Annotated in this window: 24 protein-coding genes; 14 read left to right on the plus strand and 10 right to left on the minus strand. The window is 65.4% G+C overall.

The genetic code is table 11. The features are described 5' to 3' along the window. The first annotated feature begins 7 nt into the window (after positions 1-7). The 6 genes from kdpC (at position 8) to E8L99_RS18240 (ending at position 6,498) form a co-directional block, all read left to right on the plus strand. The gene (gene kdpC / locus E8L99_RS18215; protein ID WP_137100884.1) at positions 8-598 is read left to right on the plus strand and encodes a potassium-transporting ATPase subunit KdpC; all 591 of its coding nucleotides are present in this window, start codon (positions 8-10) and stop codon (positions 596-598) included. A 7-nt stretch (positions 599-605) separates the two neighbouring features. Next, positions 606-3,308, plus strand: a complete 2,703-nt coding sequence (locus E8L99_RS18220) for a sensor histidine kinase (RefSeq protein ID WP_137100885.1) — start codon at positions 606-608, stop codon at positions 3,306-3,308. Then, entirely contained in the window at positions 3,305-3,994 is a 690-nt protein-coding gene (locus E8L99_RS18225; RefSeq protein ID WP_137100886.1) for a response regulator, read from the plus strand. The genes E8L99_RS18220 and E8L99_RS18225 overlap by 4 nt, the downstream gene beginning before the upstream one ends. A 179-nt stretch (positions 3,995-4,173) precedes the next feature. Then, positions 4,174-5,595, plus strand: coding sequence for a sensor histidine kinase (locus tag E8L99_RS18230; RefSeq protein WP_168201722.1), 1,422 nt, complete (start codon positions 4,174-4,176; stop codon positions 5,593-5,595). 81 nt (positions 5,596-5,676) lie between these two features. Beyond that, positions 5,677-5,898 carry a hypothetical protein gene (locus E8L99_RS18235; RefSeq protein WP_137100888.1) on the plus strand — a complete coding sequence of 74 codons (222 nt, stop codon included), beginning with the start codon at positions 5,677-5,679 and terminating at the stop codon, positions 5,896-5,898. Between the two features lie 111 nt (positions 5,899-6,009). Further along, positions 6,010-6,498, plus strand: a complete 489-nt coding sequence (locus E8L99_RS18240) for a pyridoxamine 5'-phosphate oxidase family protein (protein WP_137100889.1) — start codon at positions 6,010-6,012, stop codon at positions 6,496-6,498. Positions 6,499-6,563: 65 nt separating this feature from the next. Here E8L99_RS18240 and E8L99_RS23825 read toward each other — a convergent pair whose 3' ends face one another. Then, on the minus strand, positions 6,564-6,731 hold the full coding sequence (locus tag E8L99_RS23825) for a hypothetical protein (RefSeq protein WP_168201723.1): 168 nt from the start codon (positions 6,729-6,731) through the stop codon (positions 6,564-6,566). A 224-nt stretch (positions 6,732-6,955) separates the two neighbouring features. Here E8L99_RS23825 and E8L99_RS18245 point away from each other — a divergent pair, with 224 nt between their 5' ends. Continuing rightward, positions 6,956-7,351: a response regulator gene (locus E8L99_RS18245; protein ID WP_252511152.1), complete on the plus strand. Its 396-nt coding sequence runs from the start codon at positions 6,956-6,958 to the stop codon at positions 7,349-7,351. A gap of 102 nt (positions 7,352-7,453) precedes the next feature. Beyond that, complete coding sequence (locus tag E8L99_RS18250) at positions 7,454-7,846, plus strand: hypothetical protein (protein ID WP_137100890.1); 393 nt, start codon at positions 7,454-7,456, stop codon at positions 7,844-7,846. Between the two features lie 7 nt (positions 7,847-7,853). On the opposite strand, the gene E8L99_RS18255 is transcribed toward E8L99_RS18250, so the two are convergent. The 8 genes from E8L99_RS18255 to E8L99_RS18290 form a co-directional block, all read right to left on the minus strand. Beyond that, the gene (locus tag E8L99_RS18255; RefSeq protein ID WP_137100891.1) at positions 7,854-8,717 is read right to left on the minus strand and encodes an ABC transporter permease; all 864 of its coding nucleotides are present in this window, start codon (positions 8,715-8,717) and stop codon (positions 7,854-7,856) included. Next, a complete protein-coding gene (locus E8L99_RS18260) occupies positions 8,714-9,649 on the minus strand; it encodes an ABC transporter permease (RefSeq protein WP_168201724.1) in 936 nt (311 codons plus the stop codon). Before E8L99_RS18260 ends, E8L99_RS18255 begins: the two co-directional genes overlap by 4 nt. Further along, a complete protein-coding gene (locus E8L99_RS18265) occupies positions 9,649-10,638 on the minus strand; it encodes an ABC transporter ATP-binding protein (protein ID WP_137100892.1) in 990 nt (329 codons plus the stop codon). The genes E8L99_RS18260 and E8L99_RS18265 overlap by 1 nt, the downstream gene beginning before the upstream one ends. Further along, the gene (locus tag E8L99_RS18270) at positions 10,635-11,684 is read right to left on the minus strand and encodes an ABC transporter ATP-binding protein (protein ID WP_137100893.1); all 1,050 of its coding nucleotides are present in this window, start codon (positions 11,682-11,684) and stop codon (positions 10,635-10,637) included. Before E8L99_RS18270 ends, E8L99_RS18265 begins: the two co-directional genes overlap by 4 nt. A 6-nt stretch (positions 11,685-11,690) precedes the next feature. After that, the gene (locus E8L99_RS18275) at positions 11,691-13,259 is read right to left on the minus strand and encodes an ABC transporter substrate-binding protein (RefSeq protein WP_137100894.1); all 1,569 of its coding nucleotides are present in this window, start codon (positions 13,257-13,259) and stop codon (positions 11,691-11,693) included. 70 nt (positions 13,260-13,329) lie between these two features. Beyond that, positions 13,330-14,970, minus strand: coding sequence for an ABC transporter substrate-binding protein (locus tag E8L99_RS18280; RefSeq protein WP_137102183.1), 1,641 nt, complete (start codon positions 14,968-14,970; stop codon positions 13,330-13,332). A 153-nt stretch (positions 14,971-15,123) separates the two neighbouring features. Beyond that, on the minus strand, positions 15,124-15,939 hold the full coding sequence (locus E8L99_RS18285; RefSeq protein ID WP_137100895.1) for a sugar phosphate isomerase/epimerase family protein: 816 nt from the start codon (positions 15,937-15,939) through the stop codon (positions 15,124-15,126). A gap of 126 nt (positions 15,940-16,065) precedes the next feature. Beyond that, positions 16,066-16,974 carry a LysR substrate-binding domain-containing protein gene (locus E8L99_RS18290; protein WP_137100896.1) on the minus strand — a complete coding sequence of 303 codons (909 nt, stop codon included), beginning with the start codon at positions 16,972-16,974 and terminating at the stop codon, positions 16,066-16,068. A gap of 122 nt (positions 16,975-17,096) precedes the next feature. Between E8L99_RS18290 and E8L99_RS18295 the strand changes: the two genes are divergently transcribed. The 6 genes from E8L99_RS18295 (at position 17,097) to E8L99_RS18320 (ending at position 24,008) form a co-directional block, all read left to right on the plus strand. Continuing rightward, a complete protein-coding gene (locus tag E8L99_RS18295) occupies positions 17,097-18,218 on the plus strand; it encodes a mandelate racemase/muconate lactonizing enzyme family protein (protein WP_137100897.1) in 1,122 nt (373 codons plus the stop codon). Further along, the gene (locus E8L99_RS18300; protein ID WP_137100898.1) at positions 18,215-19,297 is read left to right on the plus strand and encodes a mandelate racemase/muconate lactonizing enzyme family protein; all 1,083 of its coding nucleotides are present in this window, start codon (positions 18,215-18,217) and stop codon (positions 19,295-19,297) included. Before E8L99_RS18295 ends, E8L99_RS18300 begins: the two co-directional genes overlap by 4 nt. A gap of 58 nt (positions 19,298-19,355) precedes the next feature. Beyond that, complete coding sequence (locus tag E8L99_RS18305) at positions 19,356-20,552, plus strand: ABC transporter substrate-binding protein (RefSeq protein ID WP_137100899.1); 1,197 nt, start codon at positions 19,356-19,358, stop codon at positions 20,550-20,552. 78 nt (positions 20,553-20,630) lie between these two features. Continuing rightward, positions 20,631-21,488, plus strand: coding sequence for a branched-chain amino acid ABC transporter permease (locus tag E8L99_RS18310; RefSeq protein ID WP_137100900.1), 858 nt, complete (start codon positions 20,631-20,633; stop codon positions 21,486-21,488). Then, positions 21,488-23,293 carry a branched-chain amino acid ABC transporter ATP-binding protein/permease gene (locus E8L99_RS18315; RefSeq protein WP_252511153.1) on the plus strand — a complete coding sequence of 602 codons (1,806 nt, stop codon included), beginning with the start codon at positions 21,488-21,490 and terminating at the stop codon, positions 23,291-23,293. The genes E8L99_RS18310 and E8L99_RS18315 overlap by 1 nt, the downstream gene beginning before the upstream one ends. Beyond that, entirely contained in the window at positions 23,274-24,008 is a 735-nt protein-coding gene (locus E8L99_RS18320) for an ABC transporter ATP-binding protein (RefSeq protein ID WP_137100901.1), read from the plus strand. Before E8L99_RS18315 ends, E8L99_RS18320 begins: the two co-directional genes overlap by 20 nt. Here E8L99_RS18320 and E8L99_RS18325 read toward each other — a convergent pair. Further along, complete coding sequence (locus E8L99_RS18325; protein ID WP_137100902.1) at positions 23,999-24,955, minus strand: nucleoside hydrolase; 957 nt, start codon at positions 24,953-24,955, stop codon at positions 23,999-24,001. The genes E8L99_RS18320 and E8L99_RS18325 overlap by 10 nt on opposite strands. Positions 24,956-24,977: the final 22 nt, after the last annotated feature.

Raw genomic sequence — 24,977 nt, forward strand, 5'->3', positions numbered from 1 at the left:
CTATCCCATGCTCTCGCTCATCCGTCCGGCCCTCGTGCTGACCTTCATCTTCACCGCCCTCACCGGTCTCGCCTATCCCTTCGCCATGACCGGCCTCGCCCAGGCCCTCATGCCCTACCAGGCCAATGGCTCGCTGACCGTTCAGAACGGCAAGGTCGTCGGCTCTGACCTGATCGGCCAGGCTTTCACGACCGAGCGTTATTTCCACGGCCGCCCGTCGGCGACCTCCACCGCCGACCCGAACGATGCGGCAAAGACGGTCGATGCGCCCTACAATGCGGCGTCATCGTCGGGTTCCAATCTGGGTGCGACCTCGAAGGCGCTGGCGGAAGCCATCCGTGACCGTGCCGCCGTCTATGGCCAAGGTCCGGCTCCGGCGGATCTGGTCACCGCTTCGGCCTCCGGACTTGACCCGCAAATCTCGCCGGCCTCGGCACTGATCCAGGTGCCTCGGGTGGCGGCGGCACGCGGGATCGCCGCCGAACGCATTGCCCAACTGGTGCAAGATCACGTGGAAAAGCGTAATCTTGGATTCCTGGGCGAGCCGCGCGTCAACGTGCTCGCGCTCAATCTCGCGCTCGACACCCTGCGTCCCTGATCATCCCATGCCGACGAGCGATCCCGACCGTCCCGATCCCCAGGCCCTGCTCGACGCCATCGGACGTCCGGGACGCGGCAAACTGAAGATCTTCCTCGGCGCCTCCCCAGGCGTCGGCAAGACCTACGCCATGCTGGAGGAGGCCCGCGTACGTCAGCGCGCGGGCTTCGACGTCGTCGTGGCCCTGGTGGAAACCCACGGACGCAGCGACACGGCGAGCCTGCTGGTCGATCTGGAGGTCTTGCCCCGCAACCACGTCGATCATCGCGGGCAGCGCCTCGAGGAAATGGATATCGACGCGCTGCTGGCACGGCGCCCGCAGCTCGCCCTGATCGATGAACTCGCCCACACCAATGCGCCCGGCTCCCGCCATCCCAAGCGCTGGCAGGATGTTCTGGAGGTCCTGGAAGCTGGCATCGACGTCACGACCACGCTCAACATCCAGCATATCGAGAGCCTGAACGATGTCGTCGCCCGCATCACGGGCGTGCGCGTGCAGGAGACCATCCCTGACGAGGTGTTGCAGCGCGCCGATGAGATCGAGCTGATCGACCTGCCGCCGGAAGAGCTGATGAACCGGCTGCGGGAGGGCAAGGTCTATGTTCCCGCCCAGATCGGCCGGGCGCTCGACAATTTCTTTTCGAAGGGCAACCTCACCGCGCTCCGGGAACTGGCGCTGCGCACGGCGGCCAGCCGCGTTGACGACGAAATGCTCACCTACATGCAGGCCAATGCGGTCAAGGGGCCCTGGCCGACGCAGGAGCGGCTGCTGGTCTGCATCAACGAGGCGCCGGTCGCCAAGGCGCTGGTGCGGGCCGGCAAACGCATGGCCGAACGCGCGCGCATTCCCTGGATCGTCGCGACTGTCGTAACCCCGCGTCACGAGGCGCTGGGCCAGGAGGCACGCGGCGCCACAGCCGACGCGATGCGACTGGCTGAAGCCTTGGGCGCCGAGACAATCACGCTGCACGGCGAATCCGATGTCGCCGCAGAGATCCTCGGCCTTGCACGGAGCCGCAATGTCTCCCGCCTGGTGATCGGGAGGCCGCGCCGGCGCTGGCCTTTCGGCTATCTGCGCGAGCCGGTCGCAGACCGCATCCTGGATCAGGCCGTCGATTTCGAGGTTACGGTCATCGCTCGCCATGCGCGCATCGAGCGGCAGAAGATCCTTTCAACGCTCACGATTCCTCAATGGCGCCAATGGCTGGGTGTGATCGGCGAGACCGTGGCCGCAATGACCGCGGCCACCGCAGTTGCTTGGCCGCTCTGGCATCTGGTGCCGGTTGCGTCTATCGCGGTGGTCTATCTGCTCGCCGTATCGATCATCGCGTTCCGCCGCGGGCTCACCGCCGCGCTGATGGCAACCGGTCTTGGTTTCCTCACCTACAATTTCTTCTTCACGACCCCGCACTATTCCTTCGCAGTCGAGCAATATGAATCGGTCGTGGCCCTGCTGGTGTTCCTGGTCAGCGCCGTGTTTACCGGCACGCTGGCCAGCAGGCTGAAGGCCCAGGTGGATTCCGTCCGTGCCTCTCAACGGCGCACAGAAACACTGTTCACCTTTGCCCGCAAGATCGCATCGGCAACGCGGTCCGACGATGTGCTGTGGGCCGCGGCCGCTCATATCGCCGCTGCGCTCAATTGCCGGTCGCTGATCCTGATGCCGGATGCGCATGGGGCGCTCGAACAGGTCCAGGGCCACCCATCCCTCGATGATCTCGACCCCCGCGCCGAGGGGGCCGCACGCTGGGCCTTCGAACGCGGCGAGCCGGCCGGTTCAGGGACAGCGACCCTTCCAACCTCGGAATGGCTCTTCGTCCCTCTGGCAACCGCACGCACGACACTCGGTGTCATCGGTGTCCGGTTCCGCGAAGCCGGCGCGACCCTCGACCCGGATACCCGGCGCCTCCTGGAGGCCGTCGAGGATCAGGTCGCGGTCGCGCTCGAACGCTTCACCCTGGCCGACGATCTTGAGAATGCGCGCGTCAATGAAGCCAGTGAAAAATTGCGATCCGCCCTGCTCAACTCCGTCAGCCACGACCTGCGCACGCCGCTGGTCACCGTGATCGGCGCCATGACCAGCCTTGCCGAGATCGACAGCCATCTGAAACCGGAAGACCGTCGCGAACTGATCGGCGCGGCGCTAGACGAGTCCCGCCGGCTCGACCGCTATGTGCAGAACCTGCTGGACATGACGCGGCTGGGACATGGCGCATTGGCGCCGCGCCTTGCGGCGATCGATCTCAGGGAGATTATCGGCCGCGTGCGGGCCGACCTCGCGCGCGTGACCGCCGGCCGGGAGGTCATCGTCACCATTCCCCGCGACCTTCCGCGCGTCTTGGTCGATCCGGTCCTGATCGGGCAGGCCCTGGCGAACGTGCTCGAGAACGCCGCGAAATATGCCCCGCCCGGGACACGGATAGCCCTTTCAGCGGAGGTCTCTGGAGGTTTCGTGGCGCTCACGGTCTCCGACGAAGGCCCGGGCATTGCCAAAGGCGACCGCGAAAAGGTCTTCGACCTCTTCTACCGAGCGTCCAAGGGCGATGGCGCGCCGCCTGGCACCGGCCTTGGGCTGGCGATTGTTCGTGGCCTGGTCGAAGCCCATGGTGGCACTGTCAGCGCCCATGCGGGGCCGGCCGATCACGGCACCAGCATCGTCCTGACCCTGCCGATTGCCACCGATCTCGCCGTACCGGACGATGCCCAATGACTGAAGCGACGTCTCCCCGCGTGCTGGTGATCGAGGACGAGGCGCCGATCCGCCGCTTTCTGTCGATCGCTCTCGGCAGCGCCGGCTTTGCTGTGGAAGAGGCCTCGCGCGGACGGGAAGGCATCGAACGTGCGGCGACGTCTGCTCCCGACGTTATCGTTCTTGACCTCGGCCTTCCCGACCTGGACGGCAAGGTGGTCGTCGCGGCGATCCGCGAATGGTCGCAGGTGCCGATCCTGATCCTGTCGGTGCGCGATGCCGAGACTGAGAAGATTGCCGCGCTCGATGCCGGCGCCGACGACTATGTCACCAAGCCTTTCGCAACCGGCGAACTGACGGCCCGCCTGAGAGCGCTCATGCGTAACCGGCGCTCGGCAGAGGCACCCGTGCCTGTCATTGTGTCCGGCGACTTAACGATCGATCTTGCCCGCCGCCTGGTGTCGCTGGCCGGACGCGAGGTCAAGATGACCCGCAAGGAATATGATGTTCTGGCCCTGCTCGCCCGCTTCCAGGGCAGGCTCGTCACGCACAAGCAGTTGCTCACGACGATCTGGGGCCCGGCCCATGTCGAGGACGCTCACTATCTGCGCATCGCGGTCGGGCACATTCGGGACAAGCTAGGCGATGACGCTGCCGACCCCAGCTTCATCCTGACCGAGCCGGGCGTCGGCTATCGGCTTGTGTGAGCACTTTCCGCCCAGCGCTACAAGGCTTCGCTCGGGACGAGCCGGTCGTTCAGGGCCTCCGACTGGTTCATCGCTTACGCCGTCGATCTGGCTTGGTCGTATGCCCGCACTTTCCTGTGACAGGCCGGGAACCATGAGCTTGCTATCGCGTTAGTTGGCGGCGCATGTCGGGGGTGAATTTGGGCGACGACGCGAAATCCCTGGCTGATGCTGCACTGATGCAGATCCTCGAAGGCATCGGCGACAGCTTTTATGCGGTCGACGGCGCCTGGACGATCACTCAGATGAACGAGGCCGCGAGCCTGTTCTTCGGAGTAGGGCCTGACGAGGTCATCGGCACCGAGCTGTGGCGCACGTTTCCGGCGATCGAAGCCTCGCTGTTCGGCGATGTCTATAGAACAGCCATGACCAGCCGCACTTTACAGGCCTTTCGCGGGGAATCGCCGACATTTCCCGGAAAATGGCTGGAAGTCCGGGCATTCCCGCTACTGGATGGCATCGGGATCGCGTTTCGCGAGGTCACCCTCGGCTATCAAGCCGAGGTCCGGTTGAGAGACCAGGACCAACAGCTCGGCAAGGCACTGCGCACAGTGCGCGACAGTGAGGCCCGCTACAAGGCGGCCCTGACAGTCGGGCGCATGGGCAGCTGGGAATCCCATTTCCAGACCTGTGAGCGGCACTGGACCGATGAGGGCCTCGCCCTCTTCGGTCTCGTTCTTCCCAGCCGGATCGGCATCGTGGGAGGCGATGCCGACGAGTATCTGGCCGCGGTCCATCCCGACGACCGACATCTCATCGCGAAATACCGCCGCCTGGCGAACGAGATCGACTCGTTTCCCGCGGAATATCGTGTGGTCCGGCCGGACGGCAGGACGATCTGGGTCGCCGGACGCGGACAGGTCACGGAGCGGGCCGACGACGGCACAGCGGTTCGGCTGATCAATGTCGTTTCCGACATCACCGAGCGCAAATCATCCGAGGAGCACATCAAGATCCTGCTGCGCGAGATCTCCCACCGGTCGAAGAACCTCCTGGCTGTGGTGCAATCCATCGCACGCCAGACAGGCAAGGGTGACATTCCGACACAGGAATTCCAGCGCCGCTTCAGCCTCCGTTTGCAGGGGCTCGCCGCCTCGCATGACTTGCTCGTTTCGCAGGATTGGCGAGGCGTCCCCCTCGACGAATTGATCCGGCACCAGATGGTTGCGTTCATCGGGCTTGAGACACCTCGCCTCCATCTTCAGGGGCCGGCGGTCTTCGTGGTTCCAGCGGCCGCTCAGTCGCTCGGCCTCGCGCTCCACGAGCTCGGCACCAACGCCTCGAAACATGGCTCGCTTTCCGGGGACGAGGGGAGCGTGCATGTCAGCTGGTCGGTCGATACGATCGCAGGCGCCGGCGCGATCTTTCAGATGACATGGACGGAGATGGGCGGCCCGGACGTCCAGCAGCCGACCGCAGCAGGCTTCGGTACGTTCCTGCTCGACCAGATGGTCAGGCGCTCCCTGAATGCCGAGGTTCGGCTCGACTTCGGAACCGCGGGCTTCACCTGGACGATGTCCGCCCCGCTCGACCTCATGACCACGCCATCAGCGACCGAATAGCCAGCGGAACATCGGGCAATCTCGGCGGTTAAACAGGGCACGCAGAACCCGTCTTTGCGCTCAGCCGAACCGGAGAGAACCATGACCGCCGTACAGAATGAATCGGACAAGTTGATCGACGCCGCAGCCGATACGGCCAAGGCGGCACGCGCCCAGTTGAAGAACGCCGGCATCGATACCGATGTGATGGCCTCGCGCGCCGGCGAGCTCGGCACCATGCTGAAGGCCGAGATCGCAGCCAAGCCGTTCCAGGCCGTCGGGATCGCGCTCGTCGTCGGCTTCATCTACGGCCTGACGCGCTGACGGGTCATTCCGGGGAGATGGGCCCGCACCAACCACCTGATTCCCACACCTCCCGGAACCGGCCACGACGCAGGCCGTTTCCGTCTGGCAGAGATGATCAGGGAGTATCGCATGCCAACGCCTCAGGAACTCGAGGACGCGTTCTGGACGCACCTTCGCTCGGACATGACCGTGATGGTCGGCCTGGCCAGCGAAAAGGGAGAAACACGCCCCCTCACCGCCCAGGTGGATGGCGACGCCAATGCCGGCCCCATCTGGTTCTTCACCTCGCGCGAGACCGGGCTTTTCCAGAAGCTTCATGGTCAGCAGCCCGCAATATTGACGTTCGTTTCAAAGGGACATGACGTTTTCGCAAGCGTCAGCGGGTCGATCATGCTGGACAATGATCGTGCTGTGATCGATCGGCTGTGGAACACGTTCGTGGCGGCCTGGTATGAAGGTGGCAAGGCGGATCCCAAGCTCGCCCTGCTTCGTTTCGATCCGCAGGAAGGGCAAATCTGGGAGAACGGCTCCAGTTTGCTGGCGGGCATCAAGATGATGCTCGGTATCGATCCCAAGGCGGATTATCGCGACAAGGTGGCGACCGTTCGGATGGACTGACGATCAGGCATGGTCCGGGGGCATCTCACCTTCCGGGCCATGCCATCGTGGTCGTCCCAAAGACTTCAGGCGGGCAAGGGCGGCGCTGGCGGCGCCTGGTGATCGCCCTCGCGATCGCCCGGCAAAATGACATCCGGCTGATCGCTCGGCCGCGCATCCGGCAGGATCACATCGTTGTCGATGGGAAGAATGCGCTTTGGCGGCCGAATGTCTTTCGGATCTTCGGGCGGCATTGTCGGGATATCCGTTGGCATCAGGCCATCTCCTCGTCATGCGTTGCCGGCGGTTCGTCGTCCGCCTCAGGCCTGAAACGTCATGGCGCAGAGCATGTTCCCGGAATGGGCTGAATGGGCGCGGGTCGCGCGCCGATCGTTGCGCCATCAATGGGCGCAAATTGAATCTCCGCATCGGTGAGGCTTTTCGCATCCTGACGCGTAGCCCGACAGGAGGCGATGCGATGACAGCCGAACAAATGACCGTTTTACTGGTGGATGACGAGGAACTCTTGCGCGATCTCGTTCAGGAGACGCTTGAGGAAGCGGATTTCAAAGTCGTAAGCGCAGCAAGCGGAGAGGCCGGGCTTAAGGCGCTGGCCGAAAGTGACCAGTCCGTTCAGGCGCTGCTGACCGACATCGACCTGGGCCGCGAGCGGCTGAGTGGCTGGGATGTCGCGCGCGCCGCGCGCCGCGCCAGGCCGGGCCTGCCCGTGATCTACATGACCGGGGCATCCGGAAACGACTGGGCGACAATGGGCGTTGCCGGCAGCATCCTGCTCTCCAAACCCTTCGTCCTGCGCCATTTGCTGGCAACCTTGGCTTTGCTTCTGCACACCCCGTCGCCCGGCACCGCCTGACCACCGTTTTCCCGCGAGAGGTCATGAGCTGTGGCCGAGGGAACGTCTGCCCGGACTGCGCGTTCAGTCTTCGAACCAGATCACGACACGATGGAGCAGATCATGCTGCGGACGCTTTCGACCTTCTTTCAGCACCAGGCCGACGCTGCCCGGGACTATTTCAGCGACGCCATGCACCGCGGCAACGAAGCCGCCTCTGATGTCGGCCGGACTGCCATGAGCTATGCCCGCGATTTCCGCAGCGCGCCCGCCGATACGATCGACGCTGTCGAGCGGCGGCTTCGCGCCTATGGCATCACACCGGACATGTTGGCCTCGTTGTCGGCGAGCCAGTTGAAGCGGATCCAGCGTCTGGCTGTCACTCACGCCCCGCGCCATGCCGGATCCATTGCGGGCCCCCTGCTTGCCCTCGGCCTGGTCGCCGCCATTGTCTATGTGCTCACCCGCGCCGAGGATGTCGCGGCGCCGGCTGTCGTGCGGTCAAAGGCGGGCTGAGGGCGCCCTATCGCAGGGTCGGGTCCAGCCGGTCCCGCAGCCAATCTCCGAGGATCGAGACCGCAAGGGTCGTCAGCACGATCGTCAATGACGGTGCCAGCATGATCCAGGGCGCGCGGGTGATGTACTCGCGCCCATAACCGACCATGTTGCCAAGACTGGTCATCGGCGGTTGCACGCCGAGGCCGAGGAACGACAGGCCGCTCTCAAGCAGGATCACTTCGGGAAAGACCAGGGTCATCGACACGATCAGGGTGGACGCGATGTTGGGCAGGATGTGCTTCAGATAGACCCTGGTCGGCGCCGCGCCGAGCTGGGTCACAGCCGAGGCATAGCCCTGGGCGCTGGCCGAGATGGCGAGGCCGCGGGCGATGCGCGCATAGCGCTCCCAGCCGAACATGCCCATCAGCCCGATCAGCAGCGGCAGCGACGAACCGAAGAAGGCGAGCACGGCCAGCGCCATGATCAGGAACGGCATGCTGGCCTGGAAGTCGGCCAGCATCAGCACGACCTGCTCGACTGCGCCACGGAAATAGGCTGCGAGGAACCCGAGGCTGGTGCCGATGGTCGCCGACAGGATGCTGGCGCCGAAGGCGATCATCAACGAGATGCGGATCGAGACGATCAATCGGGACAGAACGTCACGGCCGAGTTCGTCGGTGCCGAGCCAGTGGAGTGCATGGCCCGGCGGGGCCAGGCGATTGCGCAGGTTCGGCGCCGTGTAGGTATAGGGCGTGATGAAATCCGCCAGCAGCGCGACGACGATCGTAGCGACCAGCCAGATCAACGCGAGCCAGACCAGTGGCGGAATGCCTGCGAAACGCGCGAGGAGCGAGCGGCTGGCGGGGTTTGCGAGGGTCTGGTCGGTCATGCGCCGCTCCTTGCCCCGGAATGCCGCAGGCGCGGGTCGAGGAAGCCGTAGAGGAAATCGACGATCAGGTTCGAAACGACCATGGTCGCCGCCACCAGAAGCAGGATGCACTGGACGACCGCGAGGTCGCGGTTGGCAACCGCCACCACCAGCAGGCGTCCGACGCCCGGCCACGAGAACACGCTCTCGACCACCACCGCGCCCGCGATGAGCGAACCGACCATGAAGCCGATGATGGTGACCGTCGGGATCGTGGCATTGGGCAGTGCGTGGCCGATGACGACACGCCGCCACGGCACGCCCTTGGCGCTGGCGGTGCGGACATAGGGCTGGCCCAGCACTTCGAGCATGGCGCTGCGGGTGAAGCGGGCGAGCACCGCCGCGCCGCCGATGCCGAGCGTGATCACCGGCAGGATGGCATGGCGCCAGCTGTCCTGGCCGCCTGAGGGCAACCAACCGAGCTGCACCGCGAAGATCAGGACCAGAACCAGGCCGAGGACAAAGCTCGGCACGGTAAAGCCGGCGACCGAGAGCAGCATGACCATGCGGTCGGCGAGGCTACCGCGGTTGAGGGCGGCGAAGATGCCGGCGGGGATGCCGATGCCGAGCTTGAGCAGCAGGGCGGGAATCGTCAGTGCCAGCGTCGCCGGAATGCGTTCGGCAACCAGCGCGATAGCCGAGCGGCCATCGCGCATGGACCGGCCAAGCTCGCCCTGGGCGATCGCGCCGAAATACGAGAAATACTGCTTCCAGAGCGGCTCATCGAGGCCCCAGGCGGTGCGGAAGGCGGCGATGGCCTCGGGCGGTGCTTCCGGGCCAAGGATGATCAACGCGGGATCGCCCGAGAGCCGCAGCACGACGAAGGCGAAGGTGACGACGAGCGCAATGGTGATCAGCGCCCTGAGCAGGCGGGTGGCGAAGAAATGCGCCATCAGGCGGCCTCTCGGGTCTGGTTCACAGCACCTTCGACGAGGTGGCAGGCGACGCTGCGGCCCCCCTGCAGCGTCCGGCGCTCCGGGATCTCGGCGCGGCAGCGGGCGGTAGCAAGCGGGCAGCGGGGATGAAAGGCACAACCCGGGGGCCGGCTGGACGGATCGGGCGGCTCGCCGGTCAGGATGATGCGCTGGGTTTTGGCACCGGGCGCCGGCGCCGCCGAGACCAAGGCCTGGGTATAGGGATGAAGCGGGCGGGCAAACAGATCGTCGGCATCGCCCTCCTCGACGAAGCGGCCGAGATACATCACCGCCACGCGCCGGCTGATCTGGCGCACGACCCGGAGGTCGTGGCTGATGAACAGCATGGCGAGGCGGAACTCCTCCTGGAGGTCGATCAGAAGATTGACCACCTGGGCCTGGATCGAGACGTCGAGCGCCGAGACCGGCTCGTCGCAGACGAGAAAGGCCGGTTCCGTCATCAGGGCGCGGGCGAGCACGACTCGCTGCCGCTGACCGCCCGACAGCTCATGCGGGTAGCGGCCGGCCAGATGCTGCGAGAGGCCGACCCGGTCGAGCATGGCGAGCGCCCTGCCCGGCCGCTCGGCCTTATCGCCGCGCTGATGGATATCGAGCGGCTCTCGCACCTGATCGAGGACGCTGAGCCGGCGATCAAGGGCACCGAGCGGGTCCTGATAGATCATCTGCATGCGGGTGCGGCTGCGACGCCATTCGGCACTCGCCGGCAGCGCCATCGGTTGGCCGTCGAAGCGCACGGTGCCCTCGTCGGGCCGCTCGAGGCCGAGGATCATCCGCCCGAGCGTCGACTTGCCGGAGCCGGATTCGCCCACAATGCCGAGCGTCTCGCCCGGGGCAACCGTCAGGCTGATCTGGTCCACGGCGCGCACCGGCGAGTTACGTCCGAACAGGCCCTGATGGCGCTGGTAGATGCGGGCGAGCGAGGTGGCTTCGACGAGAGGCGCGGTCATGCCGGCACCGTTTCGCGATGCGTCACTGCCGGGGCTGCCACGCCGGGGAGTATCGGGGCCTCTTCGGCGCCGAGGTCGCTAGCCCGCAGGCAAGCCACGCGGCGGACGTCATCGAGCATTTCGAGCAGCGGATCCTGCGTGCCGCAGGCTGCGATCGCCACGGCGCAACGCGGCGCGAAGGCACAGCCGGCAGGCAGCTTGCGCGGGTCCGGGACGACACCGGGAATGGAGGTCAGCCGGCGGCGCGGACCGGCCAGCGGCGGGAGCGAGCCGATGAGGCCGCGCGCATAGGGATGGCGGGCGTTGTCGAACAGCGTGGCGGCACCGGCCTCCTCGACGATCCTGCCGGCATACATGACGGCGACCCGGTCGCAGGTCTCGGCGATGACGCCGAGATCGTGGCTGATCAGCACCAGCGCCATGTTGAACTCGCGGCGCACCGTGCCGAGCAGGTCAAGGATCTGTGCCTGGATGGTGACATCAAGGGCGGTCGTCGGCTCGTCCGCGACCAGCAGGTCGGGTCGTCCGGCCAGCGCCATGGCGATCATCACGCGCTGGTTCTGCCCGCCGGAGAATTCATGCGGATAGGCATCAAGCCGCCGAACAGCGTCGGGAATGCCGACCAGCTCGACCAGGCGCCTGGCCTCGGCCCTGAGGCTCGACCCCGACAGGTCGGTATGGAGGGCGAGCGCCTCGGCGATCTGACGGCCGACCGGCAAGACCGGATTGAGCGCGCTTGCCGGATCCTGGAAGATCATCGCGATACGGCCGCCACGGACCGAGTCCAAGGTCGCGGCGGGCGCGCCGACCAGTTCCGTGCCGTCGAGCGTCGCACTGCCGGTCACCCGCGCCTTGGCCGGCAAGAGGCCGAGGGCGGCAAGCCAGGTCACCGACTTGCCCGAACCGGACTCGCCGACGAGCCCCAGGGCTTCGCCACGGTCAATGTGAAGGTCTATGCCGCGCAGCGCCGGCACGCCGTCGAACGTGACGGCAAGATCGTGAATGCGGACCAGCGGTGTGGTCGTCGTGGACGTGGGAGATGCCATGGTGGGTCAGCCCATATTGGCCGGCCGAAAGTCCATGTACTCGATCGGATAGGGCTGCCAGGGCACGTCCTTCCGCTTGCCGTAGAACATGGTCAGGTCGTGCAGCACTGTTCCGGCCGGATCGTCATTGTCGAAGATTTCGAGCATGCGGCGGAAGGCGCGCTTCCGCTCGGCGGTGTCGAGGCTGGAGGTCAGCACAGCCGCATTCTGGTTGAACTCGGCATTGCTCCATTCCCGATAGACCTGCTGCGTCGGACCATTCGGGCCGAACAGGCGCACCAGCACGCCGGCCGGGTCGTTCCAGAAGATGGTGTTCGACCAGTCGCGGATGCCACGACCCTCCGGCGGATTGATCACCGCGCCGATATTCTCGCGCACCTGAAGATCGATGTTCAGGCCGGCCTGGCGCCACATCTCGACCAGGATCTGGGCGGTCTGAAGCTGCAGCGTGTAGTAGTTGGGCAGGATGCGGTAGGGGATCGGCTGGCCGGAATAGCCGGCTTCCTTCACCAGCGCGCGCGCCTTGTCGAGATCGAAGGCGGGGGCCGGATAGTCCGGCATGTAGAGATCACCATAGGCCGGGTTCTGGTGTCCGGGCGGGATCGTCGTGCGGCCGGCATAGAGCGCATCGACGATCGCCTTGCGGTCGATGGCAAGCCCGAGCGCCCGGCGGATCCGGGCATCGGCCAGGACCGGATGGTTCTTGTCATAGGCGAGCACGCGGATGTTCTGGATTGGCCCGCCAACGATCTCGCGACCCGCCATGGCCCCAACCGTGCTGAAATGGTCGGGGGAGAGCTCGGTGATGATGTCGGCTTCTCCCGTTGCAAGCGCATTGAGGCGGCTCGACAATTCCGGGACAACCCGGAAAACCAGTTCGCGTACCGTCGGCGCACCGCCGAAATAGTCGTCATGCGCGCGCAGCGTGATCTGACGGTCGACATTGAACTGGCTGACGGCGAAGGGACCGGTGCCGACCGGCGCCTTCTCCCAGGCGTCGAAGGACCCGGCGGCGAGAAAGGCGCGCTTCGAGATGATCTGCGCGGCCCAGCCGGCCAGGCGCTGCTCGATCAGCGGGTCGGGGGCGCGGGTCACCACGCGAACCTGGCGGGGGCCGATGGCCTCAACGCGCTCGATCGACCCGAGGAAGGTCCGGCTCAGGGCATGGCCCGGCGATTTGGGATCGGACACGCGCTCCGGCCCGAAGGTGAAGGCCACGTCCTCGGCGGTCAGAAGGTCGCCGTTATGAAAGCGCACGCCCTCGCGCAGATCGAGTTCGAGAACGCGCGGCTCGGTGCGCCGCCAGGCAGTCGCCAGACCCGGCTTGAGCTTGGCATTGTCGCGATAATCGACCGCGATCAGCGTGTCGAAGATGTTGTAGGCGATCCGGAACAGGACATTGGAGACCTCTCGCACCGGCTCCAGGACGCGCGGACTGACCGGGATCGCCACCGTGACGCGGCGTCCGGTCGTCTGGGCCGAGGCCTGCACGCCTGCGAGCGAAGCAAGGGCAAGGGCCGCACCGGAGCCCTTCAGCAGCGTGCGACGGGTGGCGTCGGGGGTCAGCTTGGTCATGGTGGGGCCTTCCGAAAAATGCAGAACGGGCCAACGGGATGGGTTCCCGTTGGCCCGTGGGGATGGTGGATCAGGCGCCGTAATTGCCGGGACGGAAGTCCATGGCGAAGGCCGGCGCAGTCTTCCAGCGGATCGACTTCGCCTTGGCGGTGAAGGTCGCGTTCTGATGGAGCACCGTGTAGGCGGGGTCTTCGCGCTCGCAGATTTCCAGCATGCGGCGGAACGACTTGCGACGGAGCGCGCGGTCGGTCGAGGTCTCCAGCACTTCACAGAGCTGGTTCATTTCGACATTGGTCCATTCGCCGATCTGCTGCTGCTGACCGTTGGGGCCATGCTGGTTGACCAGCGATGAGACAGGATCGTTGAACGGGGCGGAATTCGACCAGTCGCGCACCGCGCGGGCCGGACCGCGCTCCATGATCTGGCTCCAGTTCTCGACCGTCTGCATCTGGACGTTGATGCCGACCGAACGCCACATCTCGGTGAGGATCTGCGAGGTCGGGTTCTGGTTGGTGTAGTAGTTGTTGAGCACGCGAAAGGTGATCGCGTCACCCTTATAGCCAGCCTGGCGCAGCAGATCGCGGGCGAGCTTCGGATCGTAGGCCGGCACGGTCCAATCGGCATGGAACATGTCGCCGTAGAATTCCCATTGCAGGCCGGCGGGAACCTTGGTGCGGCCGGCCCAGAGCGAGTCGACGATCGCCTGACGGTCGATGGCATGGGTGAAGGCACGGCGGACCAGCGGGTTGGCCAGCTGGGCGTTGTTCTTGTCGAACACGGTCAGGCGGTGGTTCTGGATCGTGCCGCCCTGGACCTCGAAGGCCGCATTCTTCTCGATCTCGCCGATCTGGTCGGGGGAGATGTCGCAGGCGAACTGGTACTGGCCGGAGAGGAGGCCGGCGACACGGCTGGACACCTCCGGCACTTCGACGAAGCGGATCGACTTGATCGGCGGGCGGCCGCCCCAATACTCGTCATGGGCCTCAAGCTGCAGCGAGACATCGGGCCGGAACTCGACGACCTTGTAGGGGCCCGTGGTGATCGGCTTGCGGGCCCAGTCGAGATAGCTGGCTGCCTCTTCCCAGCCACGGCGGCTCATGATGTCCGAGCCATAGCGCGACAGGCGTCCCTCAAGCGTCACATCAGGCGTCGCATTGATGAAGCGCACGGTGTAACGATCCACGGCGTCGACGCGCAGCAGATCGGGCCAGGCGCGGCGTGCCACGGCGGGAATCTCGCCCGGCAGTTCCTTGCCCGGGCGCGGTGCCGGGATGTTCTCGAAAGCCTTGAGCGTCGAGCGGTTCTTGGCCTCGGTATTGCCGAACATGCGCTCACGCGAGAAAGTGAACACCACGTCCTCGGCGGTCATCTCGTCGCCATTGTGGAACTTGACGCCCTGGCGGAGCTTCAGTTCGACGGTCTGGTCGTCGATGCGACGCCATTCGGTGGCAAGGCCCGGTCGGGGCGACAGGTTGCCCAGCCAGTCGCGGCTGATCAATGCCTCCCAGAGCGACGTGAAGAAGATGCGCTCGCCGACATTGGACTGTTCGCGCAGCACGTCGAGCACATTGGAATTGACGATCTTCTGGACCGCAATGGTGATTGCGGGCCGGTTATCAGCCTGGCCGTGGGCGAGACGCGGCACGAACGGAGCTGCGACGGCGGCGCCGCCCAGAAGGAGTACAGAACGCCTGGAGGTCGAGGTGAGCATGGTCGCCATGTCCTGGGTTTCGTGGAGCGGCGGGCAGCGGGCAGATGACGCATCCGCGGCCCTCTGGCGATGTCGACTAGACGCCGGCCATAACGTCCCGGTGACTCCCCGATGTCATCGCCATGACACCGGGGGATAACGGGTCCGTGCGACCTATCGGGCGAGACCGAGGCCGATCAGATAGTCGGCGCCCTCGCGGACGCGGTCCTTGTTGCGCACTTCCAGCATGAGGCGGGGATTGCTCTTCACCGTCTCCAGCGCGCGGAACACCTGGCGCCAGGCAATGGTGCCCTCGCCCGGATTCCAGTGGCGGTCGGCATAGCCGTCGGAATCCTGCAAGTGGACGTGGTGCAGCATGTCGCCGGCGGCCGTGACGTAATAGTCGACAGGCGGCGCGCCAGTGGAGGTGTAGGCGTAATTGGCGTGGCCGGTATCGATGGAGACCCGAACGGCCGGGCTGTCGAACGACTTTGCCAGCGCCACGCGCTCGGCCGGGTTGCGATCTTCGATATTCTCGATGACCAGCACCACGCCCATGTCCTCGGCGCGGCGCACCGCGGCCTTGAGAGTGTCGTGGGTCCGCTCGACGACCTTGTCACGGGCGCCGGGATTGTAGTCGAGATTGTTGTAGTCCCAGGTCGTGTAGGGCGAGTGGATGACCATCTGGGTGGCGCCGAGCGCCGCGCAGACATCCAGCCCCTGGTCCATGCGCTTGGCGACAAGTGCACGAACATCCGGATCGAGGCTGGCAATGGTGAAGCCCCAGAACGGCCCGTGAATGCCGAGGCGGCCGGTATGGCCGTCGAGTTCCTTCTTGATGGCCTCCGCCAGAGGCTTCCAGTCGCCGTTCAGAACCTCGGCCCAAAAGAAATCCTGGACCTCGAGGTCGCGCTGGCTGTCAAGAATCCAGGCACGGTGCTGACGCAGGCCTTCCAAAGGAAGGGCGACGCCGAGTGTGGGAAGTGACATGGGATTGATCCGGTGTGAGGCGGCACAGCCGCCGGTGACAACGGGTCCTCATGTCGCGCCGCCAAGACAGGGCGATGACATCCGCAGCCGACCACGCCGGAGTCCTGATCAAGCTGACCGGTCGCCTTACAGAATGCCCTGCGCCTGCAAGGACTGGATGGTCCGGCGCATTGTCGCCAGGAACAGCCGCGCCGGTCTTGATAACGGTGAGGTACGAGATACCAGAACCTGAGCGCTCACCGCCGTCTTCGGCACGAATTTCAGGCAGACGATGCCGTTCTCGCGGGCTTCGATCAGCCAGAACGGGTCAATCACCGCGACGCCCGCCCCTGCCCGCGCCAATGCGCAGGCGACCGACGACTGGTTCACCTCGATCGCGACACGGCGCGGCGTGCCGGCTTCACGGAAGGCCTGCTCGACAAGTGCCCCAAGTGGCTGGCTGCGGCTGAACGAGATCAGTGGATAGGCGGCGAGATCGCCTGCCTCGACCATGGTCCGGCCCGCCAGTGCGTGGCCTGGATGAACGACCGCCACCAGGTCCGCCGTGCAGAGATCGATGGCGCGCGCGTCGTGCTGGGTCAGCGGCGAGAGCGCGAGGCCAAGATCGACTTCCTCGCGCACCACGCTCTGGATGACGCTCGGAATATCCGTGGTCCGCACCGTGATCTGGATGCGCGGCCGCGATTTCTGGAACTCCGCCACCGCCGCCGGCAGGATATTGTTGGCGAGCGTTGCGGTTGCTGCGATCTGGATCGAACCGACATGGGTGTCGCCCATGTCCTCGATCAGCCGGCCGATGCGCTCCACGCCATCGAACACGCGCTCAAGATCCGCCAGCAGAACGCGCGTCTCGGCGGTCGGCTGCAGGCGCCCCTGCTTGCGCAGGAACATCGGAAAGCCCGCCTCGCGCGAGCATTCCCGGAGCATCATGCTCACCGCCGGCTGAGAGATTCCGAGGGCCTGGGCGGCAGACGTCACCGAGCCCGAACTCGCGACAGCGTGGATGATCTGCAATTGGCGGATACTAAGCGACATAAGTTGATCTTATGCAGAATTAAGCCACAGGCAATTGAGCTTATTCCAATGCAGGCCTAGCGTGCCTGTCATGGACGCCGCCCGAGCAAGAGGCAGGCGCCTGAGGAAATGCCAGGACTGACATGAAGATCACCGCTGTCGAAACCAGCGTGGTGGCTCTGCCCTTCGACATGGGCGGGCCGAAGCCGGCCTTTGCCGGCAGACCCTGGGACAATCTCGAAATCCTCCTGGTCAAGGTGGAGACCGAGGATGGGCTAGTCGGCTGGGGCGAAGCCTTCGGCCATGCCGCCATTCCCGCCACCAAGGCCGCCATCGATACGATTGTCGGGCCCCTGATGATTGGCCGCGATGCCGGCGACATCCAGGGCCTGTCGCGCACCATTCTCCACAGTCTGCACCTGCTCGGCCGCAACGGCTCCTTCGTCTATGGCTATTCCGGCATCGAGATCGCGCTGTGGGATCTCGCGGGCAAGCGCGCCAACCAGCCGCTCTACCGCCTGCTCGGCGGCCGCGACCGCGGACCGATCCCGGGCTATGCCAGCCTGCTCGCCTATAATGACGACGCTCTCGCTGCCAAGAACACGGCGGCCGCCTCCGCCCGCGGCTACCGCTTCATCAAGCTGCACGAACTCACCCGCTCGGCGGTGCTGGCCTCTCAGAAGGCTGCAGGCGACGTGCCTGTCATGATGGACGTCAATTGCGCCTGGTCGCCGCCAGTCGCCCGCGCCATGGCAGCGTCTCTGGTCGATGATGGCCTGATGTGGCTGGAAGAGCCGGTCTGGCCGCCGGAGGATGTCGAGGGTCTCGCCAGCGTGCGCGCCTATGGCATCCCGATCTCGGCTGGCGAGAATGTCGCGGGCCTGTTCGGCTTCAAGACGCTGATCGATGCCGGCGCCATTGATATCGCCCAGCCGAGCGTCACCAAGATCGGCGGCATTGCAGAGATGCTCAAGATCTTCGACCTCTGCGAGGCCCACGGCATCGAGGTCTGCCCGCACAGCCCCTATTTCGGCCCGGGCTTCATCGCCACGCTCCACATCATCCAGGCGCGCATGGAAAAGCGCATGGTCGAGGTTCTCTGGCTCGACATGGAGGCCAATCCCTTTGATCCCTGGGTCAAGGGCGACAAGGGCCTGTTCGCCGTGCCCGAAGGGCCGGGGCTGGGCGCCGACCCCGACCCTTCCGTTCTCGCGCGTTACCGCGTCGGCGACGTCACCCGCATTGATGGACGGAACCGGTCATGAAGGTCACCAGGGTCGAGACCGACAACGTCACACTGACGCTCGCCAAGCCGATCGGCAGCGCGCTCGGCGAACTCCGCGATTTCGGCATGGTCCTGGTGACCATCCACACCGATGAGGGCGTCACCGGCGAGAACCTGGTCTTCACGCTCAACAACCGGCGCACGCCAGTGCTGCGCGCCATGGTCGAGGAATTGTCCGACCTGATCGTCGGACAGGATCCCGGCCATATCGCCGGCTTCAATGCCCGCGCCTGGAAGGACATCAACTTTCTCGGCCACAAGGGCGTCACCGTCATGGGCATCTCGGCGCTCGACGGCGCGCTCTGGGACCTCGCCGGCAAAGCGGCCGGCCTGCCGCTCTACCGCATGCTTGGCGGCGCACAGTCACGGGTTCCGGCCTACCATTCCGGCGGCCTTTGGCTGTCGCTGTCGATCAGCGAGTTGCAGGAAGAGGCCGGCCGCTTCATGGCCGAGGGCTTCAAAGCCATGAAGATGCGGCTCGGCCATGCCGATCCGCGCGACGACATCGCTCGCGTCAAGGCGGTGCGCGAGGCGATCGGCCCGAAGATCAAGCTGATGGCTGATGCCAATCAGGGGCTCAACGAGCATCAGGCGATCCGGCTCGGCCGCATGCTGGAAGAGTACGACCTCACCTGGTTTGAGGAGCCCCTGCCCGCCTGGGACCTTGACGGGCTGGCCCGCGTCTCGGCCGCCCTCGACACGCCGATCGCCTCCGGCGAGACCGAATATTCCCGCTACGGCTTCCGGCGCATGCTGGAACTGCGCTCCGCCGACATTCTGATGCCCGACCTGCAGCGCGCGGGCGGCGTCAGCGAGTTCATGCGGGTGAGCCATATGGCCGAGGCCCACGATATCGCGGTGTCCAGCCATCTGTTCCCGGAGACCAGCATCCAGGTACTGGGGGCGCTCTCCAACGCGATCTTCCTCGAATACATGCCGTGGTTCTCGCCGCTCTATAACGAGCAGCTGAGCTTCGAGAACGGCTCCGCGATCGTTCCGGAGCGGCCCGGCTGGGGCTTCACCTTCAACCGCGACTACATCCGCCACCTCAAGGGCTGAAGGCCCGGAAAAACCCGCGCAGACGGGCACATTCACACGCAACAATCGGGAGGATCACATGGCCATCAATCGGCGTCACTTCACCTTCGGCTCGGCCGGAGCCGTCAGCGCATCGGCCCTCGGCCTCGCCCATCCGGCGATCGCCCAGGCCGAACCGATCCGCATCGGCTGGCTCGCGGCCCTGACCGGCCCGAGCTCGGCGCCCGGCGTCGGCTTCAACCGCGGCGTCATCTATGCCGCGGAAGCCATCAATGCGGCGGGCGGCGTCAAGGGCCGGAAGGTCGAGATCATCACCCGCGATACCCAGGGTGACCCAACCAAAGCGGTCAACGCCACCCAGGAACTGATCAGCCAGGCCAAGGTCCACGCCATCTGGGGCCCGACCAATTCCGGTGAATCGCTGGCCGTGACGCCGATCATGGCGCGCGCCAAGATGCCGAACATCCACCCCTGCGTGGTCGATACCCTGATCGACGAGCGCCGCTTCCCCAATGCCTTCCGCATCTCGCCGTCCAACACCCAGTGGGACGACGCCGTGCGCAATTATTGCCTCGCCATTCTCAAGCTGAAGAAGATCGCCGTCATCGGCGACACGACGGGCTATGGCGTCAGCGCCGTGAACGCCTCTGTCGCCGGCTTCAAGAAGGATGGCGCCGAGGTGGTCTACCAGGCCAATATCGACGCAACCCAGCCCGACATGACGCCTGACATGCTGCGCGCCCGCAATGCCGGCGCCCAGGCCATCGTCGTGTGGAGCGTCTCCACCGGCATGGAGGCGCGCATGATGAACACCCGCGCCGCCATGAACTGGGATGTGCCCTTCGTCGGCCATCCCTCGTTGTCGTCCGGCGAAATCGGCGGCCTCGTCGAAAAGCCGGCCAACTGGGAAAAGGTCTACGCGATCGGCTATCGCAGCTGCAGCTATGGCGCGGACGGCAAATTGCCGCCGAAGAACCAGGCTCTGGTCGAGCGCCTCGCCGGCAAGGTCAACCTCCAGGACACGCTGCTCTGGTGGGTCGCCTGCGGTATCGACGCCATCGATCTCGTCGCCAAGGCCGTCGAAGCGACCGGATCCTCGTCCAGCGAGGCGATCATCGGCTACTGGAACGGTTTGACGAAATACGAGGGCTATTTCGGCAACTACGCCTACAGCCCGACCCAGCACAACGGCTATCCGGTGGCAGACGTCGTCATGTCGGCGGCAAGCTCCGCCAAGAACGGCACATTTGCGCTGGCGCCCGGTTATTCCGGCTGAGTTCGACGAACATCGACGGCCGGGCTGTCCTCGGGTGGCCTGGTCCCGTTCGCTGCCTCCAATCCTGAAAGTCTGTCCATGCTGGCTTCGATCCTGGCCTCAGGTCTCGCGGTTGGGGCGATCTACGCTCTCATCGGCATCGCCTACAACACGATGTTCTCGACCTCGCGGGTCATGAGCTTCACCGCTGGCCAGCTTGGCATGCTGGGCGGTGTGTTCGGCTCGCTGTTCATCCTGCGCATGGGTTTTCCACCCATCCTCGGCTTTTTCGCCATGATCGCCTGCTGCGCGCTGATCGGCGTGATCACTGAATTCGTCGCGGTCCGGCCCGTGCTGAAGAGCCTCGACCAGCACCTCTATGTGCTGTCCACGTTGGCGCTGGCGCTGATGATCCAGCAGGTGACGGCCATCGAGTGGAGCACGGAGCCGCAGCCCTTCCCGCGCCTTTTCGGTGCTGGTGGCGGCTTCCTCGAGGAAAAGTTCTGGTTTCCCGTGGTCGCCTGCATCGTGACCATTGTCGGCCTTGAACTACTCTACCGGAAGACATTGGTCGGCCGGGCCTTTCTCGCCATCGCCGAGGACAATTTCGCCGCCCGGGCGCTGGGCCTGCCCGAGCGCAATCTGCGCATCGCCAGCTATGCGCTGGCCGGCGCAATCGGCGGCCTCGCCGGCTTTTCCGGCGGACAATTGCTGCTCGCCTTCTTTGCCAATGGCCCGCTGCTCAATTTCTACGGCTTCGTGCCGGTGGCGCTCGGCGGCCTCGGCAACAATCGCGGCGCCGTCATCGGCGGTCTCGCGCTTGGTATCTTCCAGCAGGCGGCGAACTTCCTGGTCGGCGGCATCTTCTCGTCCGTCGCCGTGTTCGGCCTTTTCATCATCGTGCTCTTGATCGCACCCCAGGGCCTGTTCGGCGGCCAAGCCGCAAGGAGGGTCTGATGACCGATCTGAGCAACATGGCCGCAATTGCGCCGACGGAGAAGCCGGGCGGCGTGTCGGCGGCGCTGCGCAGCGCCCTGCCCTTCATCGGCCTGTTCGGTCTCGCCGCGCTTCTGCCGCTCACTGGCAACGAATATTGGGGTCTCATCGCGACCCGCGCCGCGATCTACTGGATGCTGGTCGCGGGTCTCAACCTGATCGTCGGCTATGCCGGGCAGCTGGCCATCGGCTATGTCTCGCTGCTGACGCTCGGAGCCTATACGACCAGCGTGCTGGTCGGCGGCAATGTGACGCCGCCCGTGCCCGTCTTCGCAGCGCTGGCAGTCGCTGGTCTGGTCGGCGCCGTATTCGGTGTCATTGTCGGTCTGCCGGCGCTGCGGCTGCGCACGTTCTACTTCGCAATGACGACGCTTGGCTTTGCGACCATCGTGACGCAGGTGGCGTTGGCCTGGCAAAGCGTCACCGGCGGCGGCATCGGGCTGCCGGGACCGGAAATGCCTGCCCCCTTCGACAATGCCTGGGGCTTTTTCTATTTCTGTCTGGCAGTGGCTGCGGCCAGCACATGGATCACTTCGAATATCGCGCACAGCCGGTTCGGCCGCGCGCTGATCGCCGTGCGTGATGCCGATGTCGCGGCGGAGGCGAGCGGCATCTCCAAGGCACGCCTGCTCATCGCGGTGTTCATGCTGGCGGGCGCGCTGGCCGCCATGGCCGGTGGCCTGTTCGCAAGCCTCCAGACCTACATCACGCCCGACGCCTTCACCTTCGAACTGTCGCTGCTGTTCTTCATCGCCGTGCTGATCGGCGGCCGCGGTTCGATCCTCGGACCGCTGATCGGTACGATCGTGCTGACCATCCTGCCGGAGATCGCAGCTCCGCTCGCAGCATGGTCGACCTTCCTCTACGCGGTGCTGCTGCTGGTCATTGTGCTTGCCATGCCCGGTGGGATCGCAGCCCTCCTCGACTTTAAGAGCCGGAAGCCCCTGACCTTCGACCGGGCAATCAAGCCCCGCCCGGCCCTGCTGGCCTCGCTGCTCGATCGCAGCGAAGAGCGCACTCCGGTCGTCCTGACCGACATCGTGCTGAGCTTTGGCGGCGTCCGCGCCATCGACGGCGTGTCGCTCGCCATCGAAACCGGCAAGGTCCACGGCCTGATCGGTCCGAACGGCAGCGGCAAGACGACCACGCTCAATGTCATCTCGGGCTATTACGCGCCTGAGAAGGGCATCGTCACACTGGGCGGGCCATTGGAGCCTGGATCGGCGGAGACCCGTGCAGCGCGCGGCATTGCCCGCACGTTCCAGACCCCACGGATCGTCGGAGAAGCCTCCGTCATCGACAACGTGATGATCGGCGCGACCATCCAAGGGCAAGCCACTTTCGTCGAGACACTGCTCGCCCTGCCCCGGCACCGCGCTGACGAACGGCGTCTGAAGGCCGCAGCCATGACCGCGCTGGCCGCTGTGGGACTTGAAGCCTTGGCGGACATTCGTGCCGACCGCTTGCAGCACAGCGAGTTGCGCTTCGTCGAGATCGCCCGTGCGCTCATCCTCAAGCCCGCCTTCCTGATGCTCGACGAGCCGGCTGCAGGCCTCTCGGTTTCCGAGATCGAACGCCTCGCCACCCTGATCAAGGCGATCAGCAAGCAGGGAACCGGCGTCCTGCTGGTCGAACATCACGCCGACCTGATCTTCGACATCTGCGACCATGTGACCGTTCTCAATCTCGGGCGTGTTCTGGCCGCCGGAACGCCTTCGGAAATCCGCGTGCATAAGGAGGTCGTCAGTGCCTATCTCGGAGGCTGACCCGCTACTGGCCGTTCGCGCACTTGAGGCGGGTTACGGCAAGATCAACGTCCTGCACGGCATGACACTGGATGTCAGAGCTGGCGAAGTGGTCGCCCTGCTCGGCCCGAACGGCGCCGGCAAGACGACGCTGCTGCGCGCCATCTCGGGACTCCTGCCATGGGGCGCAGGCGACGTCATGTTTGCGGGCTCCAGCCTGCGCGGCATCGGTCCGCGCGAAACGGCGCGAGGCGGCCTGGTCCATGTCGTCGAGGGACATCGGGTGTTCACCCAGCAGACCGTAACCGACAACCTGCTGCTTGCGGCCTACGACATCCCGCGCGGTGAGCGCCTGGCACGGGTCGAGGAAGCACTGGCCTATTTTCCGGAGATCGCAGCCAAGCGCAATGATCGCGGCGGGGCACTGAGTGGCGGCCAGCAACAGATGCTTGCCGTTGCCCAGGGGCTCGTCCGCCGCCCGAAACTGTTGATGCTCGATGAGCCCTCCGCGGGCCTTTCGCCGGTCCTCGTCGATCGCGTGCTGGCCGTCGTCGCCCGGCTGCGTGATACCGGGACGGCGGTCCTGCTGGTCGAGCAGTTGATCGAGAAGGTTCTGGCGATAGCCGACCGCGTCTATGCCGTGGCCCAGGGAACTGTCGTTCTGGAGGCGAAAGCCAGCGAGCCGAACCTGCCACACCGGCTGGAGCGCGCCTATTTCGGTCTCGATCAGTCGTAGGTCAGCAGCGTATCCACGACCTGATCAATCAGGGCGCGGCTGCGCGCGGCGACTGCTACATGCGCATTGGCTGGCGTCGCGTGGCGCATGTTGATGGCCTGGCTGTTCATCAGCGTGCGCAAATCACAGACGGTCATGCCCCGGGTATAGGTGCCGGTCAGCTCGATCCGCGCCGAGGTGTGGACATAGTCGATGAGCGTCGGGTCGATATAGGGAATGATCGCGCAGACATCGTGCATCGGGGCGACGTTCAGACCGTAGCCGACGCGCTGCTTTTCCAGATAGAAGGCCATGAGGTCGGCGAGCACGCTGGCGACTTTCCGGCCGGATGCCCGCATGCGGTCGATGTCGCCCTGGTCGAAACCGGTCTGTCGCGTGATGTTGTAGCCGACCATGCGGATCGGGATCCCGCTTTCATAGACCGCCCAGGCGGCCTCGACATCGGCGAAAATGTTGAACTCGGCCGCCGGCGTAATGTTGCCGAGCGTGGTCGATCCGCCCATCACGGCGATCTCGCGAATCCACTGCTTCAGCCGCGGCTCGCGGCGCAGCGCCATGGCAATGTTGGTCTCCGGCCCAATCGTCGCGAGGATCAATTCGCCTTTGTGCTTCTCGGCCATGGCGATGATGAAATCGACCGCATGGGTGCCGATGACCGTGCGGGTTGGATCCGGGATGTCGGCGCCATCAAGGCCGCTCTTGCCGTGCATGGCGGCAATCCCGACCGGCACCTGTGCCAAGGGCTCTGCGCAACCGGCGGCAACCGGCACGTCGATCCGCCCCATCTCGACCACCGCCAGCGCGTTGCGGGTGGTGTTTTCCAGCGAGTTGTTGCCGTGAACCGTGGTCACTCCAACCAGGTCCATGTGGCGATGGGCATAGAGAATGGCCACCGCATCGTCATGACCGGGATCGCAATCGATCAGGATCTTCTGCTTGGTGGCCATGGTCGTCTCCCAAGTGATGCTG

The sequence above is a fragment of the Phreatobacter aquaticus genome (genome assembly GCF_005160265.1).
Lineage (GTDB): Bacteria > Pseudomonadota > Alphaproteobacteria > Rhizobiales > Phreatobacteraceae > Phreatobacter > Phreatobacter aquaticus.